The sequence below is a fragment of the Acinetobacter sp. MF4640 genome, assembly GCF_002018895.1.
GTDB lineage: Bacteria > Pseudomonadota > Gammaproteobacteria > Pseudomonadales > Moraxellaceae > Acinetobacter > Acinetobacter johnsonii.
Map to the genome: position 1 here is coordinate 22,080 of NZ_MVOM01000010.1, position 13,354 is coordinate 35,433.

General features: G+C 41.7%; 10 protein-coding genes, 5 tRNA genes and 1 pseudogene. 3 read left to right on the forward strand and 13 right to left on the reverse strand.

Annotated elements, in window-relative coordinates:
• Positions 1 to 6: 6 nt before the first annotated feature.
• On the reverse strand, positions 7 to 672 hold the full coding sequence (locus tag MF4640_RS04990; RefSeq protein ID WP_078388881.1) for a glutathione binding-like protein: 666 nt from the start codon (positions 670 to 672) through the stop codon (positions 7 to 9).
• 62 nt (positions 673 to 734) lie between these two features.
• Here MF4640_RS04990 and MF4640_RS04995 point away from each other — a divergent pair, with 62 nt between their 5' ends.
• On the forward strand, positions 735 to 1,343 hold the full coding sequence (locus MF4640_RS04995) for a YiiX family permuted papain-like enzyme (protein WP_078388882.1): 609 nt from the start codon (positions 735 to 737) through the stop codon (positions 1,341 to 1,343).
• A 78-nt stretch (positions 1,344 to 1,421) separates the two neighbouring features.
• Here the strand turns inward: MF4640_RS04995 and MF4640_RS05000 are convergent.
• From MF4640_RS05000 to pyrC, 11 genes and pseudogenes are all read right to left on the reverse strand, one after another.
• A tRNA-Glu gene (locus MF4640_RS05000) sits at positions 1,422 to 1,497 on the reverse strand.
• 47 nt (positions 1,498 to 1,544) lie between these two features.
• Positions 1,545 to 1,620: transfer RNA gene (locus tag MF4640_RS05005), tRNA-Glu, on the reverse strand.
• A 24-nt stretch (positions 1,621 to 1,644) separates the two neighbouring features.
• Positions 1,645 to 1,720: transfer RNA gene (locus MF4640_RS05010), tRNA-Glu, on the reverse strand.
• 132 nt (positions 1,721 to 1,852) lie between these two features.
• Positions 1,853 to 2,757, reverse strand: a pseudogene (locus MF4640_RS05015) (alpha/beta hydrolase).
• Between the two features lie 80 nt (positions 2,758 to 2,837).
• A complete protein-coding gene (locus MF4640_RS05020) occupies positions 2,838 to 4,250 on the reverse strand; it encodes an amino acid permease (RefSeq protein ID WP_078388883.1) in 1,413 nt (470 codons plus the stop codon).
• Between the two features lie 109 nt (positions 4,251 to 4,359).
• Positions 4,360 to 4,435, reverse strand: a tRNA-Glu gene (locus tag MF4640_RS05025).
• Positions 4,436 to 4,611: 176 nt separating this feature from the next.
• Positions 4,612 to 6,042, reverse strand: a complete 1,431-nt coding sequence (locus MF4640_RS05030) for an amino acid permease (protein WP_078388884.1) — start codon at positions 6,040 to 6,042, stop codon at positions 4,612 to 4,614.
• A 125-nt stretch (positions 6,043 to 6,167) separates the two neighbouring features.
• A complete protein-coding gene (locus MF4640_RS19405; RefSeq protein ID WP_171263853.1) occupies positions 6,168 to 6,329 on the reverse strand; it encodes a hypothetical protein in 162 nt (53 codons plus the stop codon).
• 125 nt (positions 6,330 to 6,454) lie between these two features.
• Positions 6,455 to 6,530, reverse strand: a tRNA-Glu gene (locus MF4640_RS05035).
• A gap of 20 nt (positions 6,531 to 6,550) precedes the next feature.
• Positions 6,551 to 7,210, reverse strand: a complete 660-nt coding sequence (gene rnt, locus MF4640_RS05040; protein WP_005399764.1) for a ribonuclease T — start codon at positions 7,208 to 7,210, stop codon at positions 6,551 to 6,553.
• Entirely contained in the window at positions 7,195 to 8,229 is a 1,035-nt protein-coding gene (gene pyrC / locus MF4640_RS05045; protein WP_078388916.1) for a dihydroorotase, read from the reverse strand. Before pyrC ends, rnt begins: the two co-directional genes overlap by 16 nt.
• A gap of 151 nt (positions 8,230 to 8,380) precedes the next feature.
• Here pyrC and MF4640_RS05050 point away from each other — a divergent pair, with 151 nt between their 5' ends.
• Positions 8,381 to 9,643: a GGDEF domain-containing protein gene (locus tag MF4640_RS05050; protein ID WP_078388885.1), complete on the forward strand. Its 1,263-nt coding sequence runs from the start codon at positions 8,381 to 8,383 to the stop codon at positions 9,641 to 9,643.
• Between the two features lie 56 nt (positions 9,644 to 9,699).
• On the opposite strand, the gene argG is transcribed toward MF4640_RS05050, so the two are convergent.
• On the reverse strand, positions 9,700 to 11,043 hold the full coding sequence (gene argG, locus MF4640_RS05055; RefSeq protein ID WP_004694013.1) for an argininosuccinate synthase: 1,344 nt from the start codon (positions 11,041 to 11,043) through the stop codon (positions 9,700 to 9,702).
• 626 nt (positions 11,044 to 11,669) lie between these two features.
• Here argG and lldP point away from each other — a divergent pair.
• Entirely contained in the window at positions 11,670 to 13,337 is a 1,668-nt protein-coding gene (gene lldP / locus MF4640_RS05060; RefSeq protein ID WP_171054209.1) for an L-lactate permease, read from the forward strand.
• Positions 13,338 to 13,354 lie beyond the last annotated feature (17 nt).

Sequence of the window (13,354 nt, forward strand, 5' to 3'; positions counted from 1 at the left end):
ATAGCATTACTGCGTGATAGACCAATAGTGTTCAAAATAGGAAGCAGACCATTGCCCACGTGCCATTGCAGCATTGAAGGCAGGTTTACTTTGTATTTGGGTGAAATAGTGTTGAATGGCCTGATACTGAGTAAACTGCGGAGTGGCATAATTGGCAGCATAGAGTGGAAACCACATCAAGATATCCGCATAACTAAATACATCGCCTACAAAGTATGCATGCGTGCTTAAGTGGGTATCAATGGCTTTGAGTTGTCGATGTAGCTCAGGGTTTAAATAAGCGCGATTGAAGGCGCTTTGAAAGGCCAAACTCACAAAACGTACAAGCAAAGGTGTTTGTTGCTGAATGTGTTGGAAAACTTGTTTCAATGCCAAATTGGGCATGAGACTGGCATCGCTATAACGACTATAAAAACAAAAGTTCCAGTACTCTACGTGGTCAGGTTGAATGATGAGTTTTTGTTGCAGTTGGCACAGGTATTCGATGATTGCACGGCTTTCCGTAAGTCGTATTGCCTGAGTATCATGTGAAATGTCGAGCATTGGAAATTTCAGATTTGTTTGTCTAGCTTGTGTTGCATCATACAGCTGGAGTTCATAAGACAGCTCAAGTTCCTCAAGTAACCAAAGAATACGCTGTGAACGTGAGTTTTGAAGATGATGTAAGATCATAAATATTTTTAGTTTTAAGTGATTGATCGTATCTATAAAAAGAAGAATAAAGGAAATTTAGGATGAAAAATAGAAATGTTGTGCTTTTAAGTGCTGTTTCACTGTTGGTAAGTCCTCAACTGCTATGGGCGAATATGTCCTATCAAACAGGCGATATTATTTTTCACGTCTCGAAGTCTCAACAAAGTTTAGGGATACAAAAAGCGACCAAGTCTCGTTATAGCCATATGGGTTTAATTGTTAATAAAGATGGAAAAGCATGGGTTTTAGAGGCAGTTCAGCCTGTGAAATATACAGCACTTCAGCAGTGGATTGATCGCGGGGTAGAGCGGCATTATGTGGTGAAGCGTTTTAAAACGAATTTGACTGTTCAGCAAAAGCAGCAACTAAGCAAGAACGCAGAACAATACTTAGGCCAGCCTTATGATCTTTATTTTGAGTGGGACAATCGTGCTTTATATTGCTCAGAAATAGTCTGGAAGGCCTATCATGATGCTTTAGGTATTGAGTTGGCTCCGTTATCCAAACTGAAGCAATTTGATTTAAGTTCGTCTGAAGTCAAGCAACTCATGCAACAGCGATATGGGCAAAACATTCCCTTGAATGAAACTGTGATTGCACCACAGACTATTTTTGCCTCGACCGCTTTGGTTGAAGTCGATCGTAAATGAACAGGGAATAAAAAAGCCCAAGTCATCATGCTTGGGCTTTTTTATGAGATGACTATAGAAAAAAATCAATCTCAAATATGGCGTCCCTACGGGGATTCGAACCCCGGTTACCGCCGTGAAAGGGCGATGTCCTAGGCCTCTAGACGATAGGGACAGTACAGAAGTGATGTTTTAAAACCGATTACTTTTGATCTTAAGTAATGGCGTCCCTACGGGGATTCGAACCCCGGTTACCGCCGTGAAAGGGCGATGTCCTAGGCCTCTAGACGATAGGGACTTAATAAAACTTTACTTCTGAAATTGGCGTCCCTACGGGGATTCGAACCCCGGTTACCGCCGTGAAAGGGCGATGTCCTAGGCCTCTAGACGATAGGGACGTTTCAGAGGTGGGCGTATATTAGGGCGAAAATAGAGGGGTGTCAAACGCTTTTCTCTAAATAATTCCAGTTTTAAGTGTTGAGTGCATAAATTTAAAACAATCTAGATAAAATGATTAAAAATCATATGATTTAAGCCGATTTTTTAAGCAAACTTAGCAAGTTGTTGATGAACTCGGGATGGTGTAAATAGCCTTCGATCAGATGAGGATGAGCAATATCAGTGGTGATTTTCTTGTTGATAATCGCGGGAGTAAAAGCAAACGGTTTTTGGTTCAGTGGAAAAGCACTTAGAAAATCAGCATCTGAATAAAAATTGATCCAATCGCCATATAAAGCAGCGGGCCGTTGAATGGGTTGCTGCAAATGACACTGAATAACGCGAAAGGCAAGTGGTGAACCGAGGGTAATTAGTGCTTGAATCTTAAGTTCGGGGTGTTGAATTAAATAATTATAGGCAATCACGCTGCCTAGAGAGTGGGCAATCACAATATTGGGTTTTGTACCGTGTAAGTGCTCATGCAGACGCGTATGCACGGTGTGGATGAGGTGTGGATTGGATAAATATAGATACGCTTCCATCAAAAAACGATGAATAAAGCTACTATGCAGCTCTGGGAAGTGGTGATTAAACTAGCTAAGTCACGTAAGGCCAGATCTTTGCCGAGGAGGTTGATGTATTTAATTTTATTATTAAATGAGAGCTCATCTGAAATGGTGAGCTGAGGATTTTTAGAAATTTCAGCTTGATGTTCGATATTGGGTGCAGCGGTGTGCGTCAGGTGAATAGGATGCAAAAAGGAAAAAGGAGACCAATGCTGTGGCATGAGGGTGCTGGCGTTGAGGGTGTTTTCTAAATGCTGACGTGTTAGAAGATCTCCATAAAAGGCCAGCCGACTGTGCCGCTGAAGATAGGGAAGGTCATCTGCGCGGCCAAGTTCGCTCAGTACCTGTTGTAAGATCACAAGCCAATGTTGAAGCAGGGTACGCGCAGTCTTATGCTGCTGATTCATCCCATGAATCCATACAATATTCATCGTGTATGCACCGATGATGTACTTGATAAAAACAGTATAAAAAAAAGAGCGACCGAAGTCGCTCTTTTTAACAATACGGATTAAGTTTTCTTGTGATAAAAGGTGTAATAACTCGCATAACATACTGCAATAAACAGTAAACAACCAAAGAAGCTAATACGCATACTTGGATCAAACACCATGCTGACGCAGGTGATAAAGCAGAAGATAAAGCCAAGGATTGGCACAATAGGAAACAGGGGTGCTGCAAAACCTAATTCTTCTTTTTTACGTCCTTGTTTATACCATTGGCGACGGAAGTTAAATTGGCTTAAGCAAATACTCATCCAAACGACAACCATGGTAAACGCTGCTATACCCAGTAAATTGGTAAAAATGGCTTCAGGTGCAAACTGTTCAGACAGTAAACCTGGCATACCCCCAATCATGGTCACGATAACTGCCACATAAGGGACACCACGTGCATTGATTTTTGAGAAGACTGCTGGCAACTGTTTTTGGTAAGACAACGACCACATCATACGCGAAGCGGCAAATAGTCCCGAGTTCGCAGCAGATAGCAACGCAGTGATAATCACAAAACGAATGATATCTTCAGCATAAGGAATGCCAATGTGTTGGAATACGGTTACAAATGGACTACTACTCACGCCTTCAGCCGCTAAACCTGCCTCTTGATGCGGAAGGAGTGAAGTCACGACCAAAATGGTACCCACAAAGAAAATCAATAAACGGAAAATCGCGGTATTGATGGCTTTGGGTACGTTCTTAGCAGGATCTTTGGTTTCACCCGCAGCAACACCAATAAGCTCTGTACCAGAAAATGCAAAGTTCACGATCAACATGGTGGTAAAGATAGGGAACAAGCCTTCTGGGAACCAACCCTGAGCCGTTAAGTTGCTAAATAAAGGCGCAGCTTCATAGCCTCTGTAGCCAATCACGCCAAAAATAGCGAGTAGACCCAATAAAATAAAAATAACAACGGTGATAACTTTGACTAAAGCCAACCAAAACTCAGATTCAGCGAACCATTTGGTCGAGATCATATTTAAACTAAATACAAAAGCACCAAAAATTAGAGTCCACATCCACATTGAACTATCTGGAAACCACTCCTGCATGAGAAGTGCAGCAGCTGTAAACTCGGTGCCTAGCGTGACGGACCACGTCAGCCAGTACAGCCATGTGATGGTATAACCTGTACCTGGTCCGATATAGCGTTTGGCATAGGCGCCAAATGAGCCAGACTCAGGCATATGAACAGCAAGTTCCCCTAAACACAGCATGACCATATATGCAATGATCCCGCCGAGGAAATAAGAAATAATGGCACCTACAGGCCCCGTTTGTGCAATGACTTCACCCGACCCTAAAAATAGGCCAGTCCCGATTGCGCCGCCAAGCGAAATCATAACCAGATGTCGAGTACTCATAGCGCGTTTTAAAGGCGCAGAATTGCCCTGATGCGAAGCATCATTCGGAGATGAGTGCATAAGCGTTAATAAGTTCAGGAATGAAGCGGGCTATTGTAGTGAAAAACTGCAAATCTGCAATGAAATAATAGTAATTATGAATAAGTGTTGATCGGATAAGATCAAGATATGGCGTCCCTACGGGGATTCGAACCCCGGTTACCGCCGTGAAAGGGCGATGTCCTAGGCCTCTAGACGATAGGGACGTTGCGAGGTGATGCGTATATTAAGGATTAAAGGCCTATTTGTCAAAAGGGTTTTTGCTCTGTGATGGTTGAAAGTTCAAACATTAGGCAAAACAAGTAATTAAATTGAATGAATTTTTTATTGTTACAAAAGTGAGCTCAAAAAATAAGCTTGAGCTCACTTTTGGTTAGAATGCTTAGTTTTTATTGTGATAGAGCCAATAATAACTGGCATAGCAAGCCGCCATAAAGAGCAAGCAACCAATAAAACCTGAAAGCATTTCAGGGTCAGCCGCCATACTTAAGCCAGTTGCTGTACAGCAGATAAAGCCTAGGATCGGAACCAACGGATACCAAGGGGTACGGAATTTCAGCTCCGATAAAGCATGGCCTTGCTTTAACCATTGGCGACGGAAGTTAAACTGACTCCAGCAAATACTCATCCAAACAATCACCATGGTAAATGCTGCGACACCCATCAAGTTCTTAAAAATGACATCTGCACCAAACTGCTCTGAGAGTAAGCCCGGCAAGCCACCAATCATGGTGACCCAAATGGCAATATAAGGCACGCCAGATTTACTTACTTTAGCAAAAAGCTTGGGGAGTTGGTTTTGTGAGGACAGGGCCCACATCATACGTGATGCAGCATATAAGCCTGAGTTCGCGGTTGATAATAATGCCGTGATAATCACAAAACGGATAAAGTCTTCAGCATAAGGAATGCCCATTTGGGTGAATACAGTCACAAATGGACTGCTGCTTAAGCCGCCATGCCCGCCCACTTGCAAACCTGTGTTGGTGTAGCTAAGCAGGGAACTGATGACAATGATAGTACCAACAAAGAAAATAATGAGGCGCCAAACCGCGGCATGAATGGCTTTGGGCACATTTTTTTCTGGGTTTTCAGTTTCACCTGCGGCAATACCAATCATTTCTGTGCCATTAAAAGCAAAGTTCACAATTAATAAGGTGGTAAACAACGGAATAAGACCATTTGGTAGCCAGCCTTGTGCAGTCAAATTGCTAAATAAGGGCGCAGATTCATAGCCCTGAAAAGGGATAACACCGAAAATACAGGCAAAGCCTAATAGAATGAAAATAAGTACAGTTGCGACTTTGATCATGGAGAGCCAAAACTCAGATTCTGCAAAAGCTCGGGTTGAACTGAGGTTTGAAATCAGTACGCCACTGGCAAAGATTAACGTCCATAACCAGATTGACGTTTGTGGGAACCATTCCTGTACCAAAATGGCTGCTGCGGTAAATTCGGTGCCGAGTGTTGCCGACCAGCCGAGCCAATACATCCACGACACCATATAACCTGTGCCAGGGCCAATATAACGTGTTGCAAAGGCACCAAATGAACCAGAAACAGGTAAATGTACTGCAAGCTCCCCGAGGCAAAGCATGACCATATATGCGATCAACCCGCCAATAATATAAGCCAGTACAGCACCGAGAGGGCCTGCCTGAGAGATCACTTCGCCTGAGCCCATGAACAGGCCTGTGCCAATGGCACCACCAAGCGATAACATGATCAGGTGGCGTGTGCTCATGGCACGTTTTAATGAGGTATTTTGCGGTGAATCAGTTGAGGATTGCGAAGGCGGCGTTGCAGATTGCATAGAAAATCAAACAATGGGCTTAAAGTTATATTCTAGTTTTTAATAAGATGAAAAATCACGTGAATTGAAATTTTCTGATGAACTATCGGTATCAATTTAAAAAACAAATGCTTAAAGACTATTTTTTAGTGGTCGGGTGTTGGATAAGAAGAGCTGTTTTCAGCACTTGAGTGGATTTCTTGTGCAACAGGGTCTTGTTTGGTGTTATTGGTCCCTTGTTGGACAAACCATAGATAAAAAATAGAAGGCGATAGAATCAATAAAAAGATTAAAAATTTCTTAAGCATAGCAATCAACCTTGAAAAATACGAAGCATCGTATAGCGAGCGTATGGTTAAAATTGAAATGAAATATCGGTGGTCAATCAGAACCGATTAAATGAAAAGTGATGTGTTCTAGAAATAGAATAAGATGGCGTCCCTACGGGGATTCGAACCCCGGTTACCGCCGTGAAAGGGCGATGTCCTAGGCCTCTAGACGATAGGGACGTTGCGAGGATGGCGGTATCTTATTGATCCGCCACCAGAGTGTCAAGTAGGTGTGGCGCGAGTTTGTTCAAAATATAACAGAACAGTTCGGCGGTCTTTTGAGTGTCGTATAAAGCCGAGTGGGCCTCTCTACCATCGAACTCAATCCCTGCTTGAATACATGACTTCGCAAGAACGGTTTGGCCAAACATCACAGCACTTAAGGTGACGGTGTCAAATACAGAAAAACTGTGAAATGGGTTTTGATTTTTGGTTCCTGTACGTGCAATCGCTGCTTGTACAAAGCCTAAATCAAAGTGGGCGTTATGACCGACCAAGACCGCATGTGTACAGTTTTGTTGGCGACGAACTTCATTAACGGCTTTAAAAATACGTTTTAATGCTGTTTTTTCGTCTTCAGCCATGGCCATGCGCATGGGGTTAAAGGGATCAATACCAATAAAGTCCAATGAGCGACGGTCTAGATTTGCACCTTCAAAGGGGTTGATATGCGCGTGATGTGCAGGACCCGGTACAAATTGACCTTCTTCATTATAAATAATCGGAATTGCAGCAATTTCCAATAAGGCATCGGTCTGTGCATTAAAACCTGCTGTTTCGACATCGACAACAACAGGTAGAAAACCACGGAAACGCTGACCAATTATTGGCAATGTTTCATTTGTCACACTTTTCTCCATTGAATGGTTTTACCCGCATACAGCGGAATAATTTGTTCACCATCCAAATAGTCTAAACTCTCAGGGATGACTTGGTCTTCTTTTACGAGTGTAATTGTTGAAGTATTGCGCGGTAGACCGTAGAAGTCTGCACCAAAGTGGCTGGCAAAACCTTCAAGGCGTTCAAGTTTACCCACTTGATCGAATGCTTGAGCATAAAGTTCAATTGCCGTTGGTGCGCTGTAACAACCTGCACATCCACATGCATTTTCTTTGGTATTTTTAGAGTGTGGTGCACTGTCTGTGCCTAAGAAAAACTTAGGGTTGGCACTGGTCGCAACTTCGAGCAAAGTTTGCTGATGGGTTTGACGTTTTAAAATGGGTAAGCAATAGAAGTGCGGTTTAATGCCACCAACCAACATATCATTACGGTTAAACAGTAGATGCTGCGGAGTAATGGTTGCAGCCACATTGCGGTCTTGTTCTAAAACAAAGTTAGCTGCTTCACTGGTCGTAATGTGTTCTAAAACCAATTTCAGTTTTGGAAATTGCTTTAGCAACGGAGAAAGAACTTCGTCTAAGAAACGTTTTTCACGATCGAAAATATCGACATGATTATGTGTGACTTCACCATGCAACAGTAATGGAACCTGATGTTCTTCAAGTTGCTCAATAACGGCATAGACTTTACGAATGTCGCTTACACCATTATCTGAGTTAGTGGTCGCGCCAGCAGGGTAGAGTTTAATGGCATTTACAAACTCAGAGTTTTTAATTTTTTTGACTTCTTCAGGCGAAGTTGTGTCAGTAAAATACAACACCATACGTGGGTCGAAGGCATTGCCTTTTGGTACGTGCGCCATGATGCGTTCACGGTACGCATTCGCTTCCTCAACCGTTTTAACAGGAGGTACGGTATTTGGCATACAAATAGCGCGTGAAAACTGTTGGGCTAAATCGGGAACAGTACGTTGTAATGCAAGACCATCACGAAGGTGAGCGTGCCAGTCATCTGGCTGGAGAATCGTAATCGTATTCAAGGCGATTTCTGTCAAAGAAATAAAACAGATGATAATGCATATGCGCCAAAAATGGTAATGACAAATAAAGGCATCTTGTCTGATTATTATGATTTATCTTTGTAATTTTGTGTTATTTTTAGGCAACTACAAGAATTAAATCTGGTCTGGTATGGAATATAAATACAACCTCGCCAAACTTCAGTACGATAAAGAAAAAATGGAAGAGCTGATTACACGACACAACCGTCGTATTGGTCAGGTTTTTCCTCAGAAATTAGAACAAGAGTTTTGGCGATTAAACTTAGAGCGCGCGCGTCGCAATATTAATGACTTTCTTTGGTCTGGTGTTTTGGCTTATTTTATTTTTGCCATTTTAACGATTCCAGGGGATTACTGGATTATTGAACAGTCTCATTTTAAACAAGATTTTATTCATTGCTTACTTGGGTTGCTGAATGGTGCTGTCTGGCTTTTGTTCCTTTATATTTTTTCACATTTTACCAAGCTGAAGGCTTTTTTTGCCTATGCTGCCATGTTTGCTGTGTTTTGTGCTGTGGTCTCGACGACTTGGTTGACCATGTCGGTGCATACCGAAGCTTTGCGTCATCAAGCGATGATGATCATTTGCATGATTTATGTATTGGGGTTTTTACTGACTGGGGTAAAACCGGGATATGTTTTTATCACAGGCATAGTAGCTGCTGGGGTTTCATTTTTAGTGCTCATTTCGACGCTGGTCAAGTTTGATGCGATCGTGATGGGGCGTGTGATGTTTGGTAGCTGTTTGCTGGGGTTTATCATCAGCCGTATGATCTATGCCCGCGAGCGCATTATTTTTCTCAATATTCGTCGCGCGAAGATTAGTGAAAAAATACATCGAATACATACCTCAGAGTTACTGCATTTGAGTCAGAATGATGAGCTGACGAAGATATCAAATCGGCGTAATTTTGACGAAATGATGGATACCTATTATGAGCAATCACGTCAGGATGAAACACCCTTATCGATTTTGTTTATCGATGTTGATTTTTTTAAAAAATATAACGACTGTTATGGTCACCAAAAGGGCGATGATGTGATTTCATCGATTGCAAAATCTATTAAAAATGCGATTCGACATATGGATTTTGTGGCGCGTTATGGCGGCGAAGAGTTTGTGGTGTTATTACCTGAAACTGATGCACATGGCGCTTATGCGGTGGCTTCAAATATCTACCGAGCGATTGAGCGTTTGGAAATTCCGCATGAAATGTCTGAAGTGTCTGCATTTGTCACCATTAGTTTAGGGATTACAGTCTTTAAAGGCGAGGTTGATTTGAGCAAAGCCGAGTTGCTAGGGATTGCAGATCAGGCTTTATACCGTGCCAAGCAATTGGGACGTAATCAGATTTATTATCAGCCTTTAACCACATCGACCTGTATAGAATGAATCGCTAAAATAAAAAAAACCGCTCTTATGAGCGGTTTTTTTGACATTCAACAAACTTATTTGTTTTTGTCTTTTAGCTGTGGAACAGCAGAACCTGTACCGACTGCAAGCAAACCAGTATTGGTATAAATACCAAGTTTCGCACGAGTATCGGTAATGTCCAAGTTACGCATAGTTAACTGACCAATACGGTCCATTGGCGTAAACATTGAATCGCCTTTCTCCATCGTCAAACGCTCAGCTTCATAAGTGAGGTTTTCAGACTCAGTGTTCATGATGGTGTAGTCATTACCACGACGAAGCTCTAAAGTCACAGTACCAGTGATGGCTTTCGCAACCCAACGCTGTGCGGTTTCACGTAGCATTAATGCTTGAGAGTCGAACCAACGACCTTGGTAAAGTAAACGACCTAAACGTAGACCGTTAATACGGTACTGTTCGATCGTGTCTTCGTTATGAATACCTGTAACCAAGCGCTCATAAGCAATATGTAGAAGTGCCATACCCGGTGCTTCATAAATACCGCGAGATTTTGCTTCAATAATACGGTTTTCGATTTGGTCAGACATACCTAGACCATGACGACCACCAATACGGTTGGCTTCAAGAATGAACTCAACAGGGTCTTCGATACGTTGACCATTGATTGCAACAGGGAAGCCTTCTTCAAAAGTAATCGATACTTCTTCAGCTTTAACTTCTACGTCGTCTTTCCAGAATGCAACGCCCATGATTGGGTCAACAATTTTGATCCCTGCATTGAGGTATTCAAGATCTTTTGCTTCGTGGGTCGCACCCAACATGTTTGAGTCAGTTGAATACGCTTTTTCTTTTGACATTTTGTAGTCAAAGCCGTTGTCGATCAAGAATTGCGACATTTCAGCACGGCCACCTAATTCATCAATAAACGTTTGGTCTAACCAAGGCTTATAGATTTTAAGTGCAGGGTTGGTCAATAAACCATAACGGTAGAAACGTTCAATATCGTTTCCTTTATATGTTGAACCATCACCCCAGATGTTGACATCATCTTCTTTCATTGCGGTAACAAGCATAGTCCCTGTTACTGCACGACCCAACGGCGTCGTGTTGAAATACGGTACACCGCCAGTTGAAATGTGGAATGCACCACATTGAATTGCAGCAATACCTTCAAGTGCAAGCTGTAAACGGCAGTCAACTAAGCGAGCTTTTACTGCGCCATACGCTTCCGCTTTTTTTGGAATCGCATCGTAGTCGTCTTCATCAGGCTGACCTAAGTTTGCTGTATAAGCATAAGGTTCTGCGCCTTTTTGTTTCATCCACAAAAGTGCAGCTGAAGTATCTAGACCACCAGAGAAGGCAATACCAACTTTTTTGCCAACTGGGACATTCTGCAAGATAGTTGCATTATCAGTCATTGTTAATCCTAACGATATAAATATAGGCACCGAGAATGGGTGGCCTGAAAGAATACATATGTCCGCGATTGTAGCACTTTTCCAAATGGTTTTTCTAAAAAATCATAATGCTTTAAAAATATTAAAGCTCATGTACATATTGATACTGCTGAAAAAATTCTGGATAAAATCGGTTTCTATATTGTGTGCTTAATTTTTGTCTTTCTAGAAAGTGTTTGGGCTATAAATTAATCAATAACGGCGTTTGGTTAGTTTGATTTTAAATTGGTATTACCAATATTGTGTGATTTTTCCAATTTTTGTGCATTAAGCTAGGTTTTAGTGGGGTGATTATTTTTTATATTATTAGACTAAAGTCTATAATTGGCTATATTTTCATAAAAAAATAAGTAAAAACAATAATATGGATTTGATTGAAATATGATCGTGTTTGTAAAAGTTGAAAATATTGGTCATACCAAAATCAACTTTTAATTGAAGTTTTACTTCGTTTTAAATCAAAATAAGCCAAGTATAAGTCATTATTGGTTTGTTTCTCTTTACAGTTGCTTATATTGGTCTGTCCAATATGAGTAAAAGTACCAATAATATGCTCAAAATTAAATCTTAGTAAGCATTTCAAGGAGATGACAATGCTTCAATGGCAGCAAATGTATGACCCTATGGGGAATATTTGGATTTCAAGTCTAATTGCACTGATTCCGATTATCTTTTTCTTTTTGGCGCTCGCGGTATTTCGTTTAAAAGGCAGTGTGGCAGGTACGATCACTGTTGTACTTGCACTTCTTGTCTCTTTATTTGCCTATAAGATGCCGGTGCTGATGGCATTCGCATCGATGGCTTATGGTTTCCTCTACGGTTTATGGCCGATTGCATGGATCATTATTGGTGCGGTATTCCTGTATAAAATTTCAGTGAAGACAGGCCAGTTTGACATCATTCGTTCTTCTATTCTCTCAATTACTGAAGATCAGCGCTTACAAATGCTGTTGGTGGGTTTTGCTTTCGGTACTTTCTTAGAGGGTGCTGCAGGCTTTGGTGCTCCTGTGGCGATTACCGCAGCATTATTAGTCGGTTTAGGCTTTAAACCGTTATATGCAGCAGGTCTCTGTCTAATCGTAAACACAGCACCTGTGGCTTTTGGTGCGATGGGTATTCCAATTATCGTTGCTGGACAAGTCTCTGGTGTCGATACGATGGAAATCAGCCAAATGGTGGGCCGTCAGTTACCATTTATGGTGCCAATCGTGTTGTTCTGGATTATGGCAATCATGGACGGCTGGCGCGGTGTTAAAGAAACATGGCCAGCAGTTGTGGTAGGTGCAAGTAGCTTTGCAATTGCACAATACTTAACTTCTAACTTTGTTGGTCCAGAATTACCCGATATTACGGCTGCAATTGCATCCTTGGTTTCTTTAACAATTTTGTTTAAATACTGGCAGCCGAAGCACATTTTCCGTTTTGCAGATCAAGACGCAACGATGAGTGAAGATGTGGCTGCACAAAAACAGCAAAAATACACTGTAGGACAAATTGCAAAAGCATGGTCTCCTTTCGCGATTTTAACTGTGATGGTGACGATCTGGAGTGTGAAACCGTTTAAGGACTTATTTGCCAAAGACGGTGCATTGCATGATTTAGTGATTTCAATCAAAGTGCCATTTTTGCATCAAATGATTCAAAAAATGCCACCAGTGGTTGCTGAAATTAAAGATTATGACGCGATTTACAAGTTTGATTGGATCTCGGCAACAGGAACTGCGATCTTTATTGCAGCATTGATCACCATTGCCTATTTGAAGATGAAACCGAAAGATGCTGTGGTAACTTTTGGTGAAACTCTGAATGAGTTGAAAGTTCCCATTTATTCAATTGGTATGGTGTTGTCTTTTGCTTTTATCGCAAACTATTCGGGTATGTCTTCGACCTTGGCTTTGGCCCTTGCACATACAGGTTCAGCATTTACGTTCTTCTCGCCTTTCTTGGGTTGGTTGGGTGTATTCCTCACGGGTTCAGATACTTCTGCCAATGCACTGTTTTCAGCACTTCAAGCCACTACGGCTCAGCAAATTGGTGTGCCAGAAGTTTTACTGGTGGCAGCAAATACCAGTGGTGGTGTGACCGGTAAGATGATTTCACCTCAATCGATTGCGATTGCGTGTGCGGCGGTAGGACTGGTTGGTAAAGAGTCTGATTTATTCCGTTTTACCTTAAAACACAGTATAACGTTCACAATTATGATGGGTATTATGATTACTCTACAAGCCTATGTGTTCCCATGGATGATTCCATAACACAAATTGTGTATCAA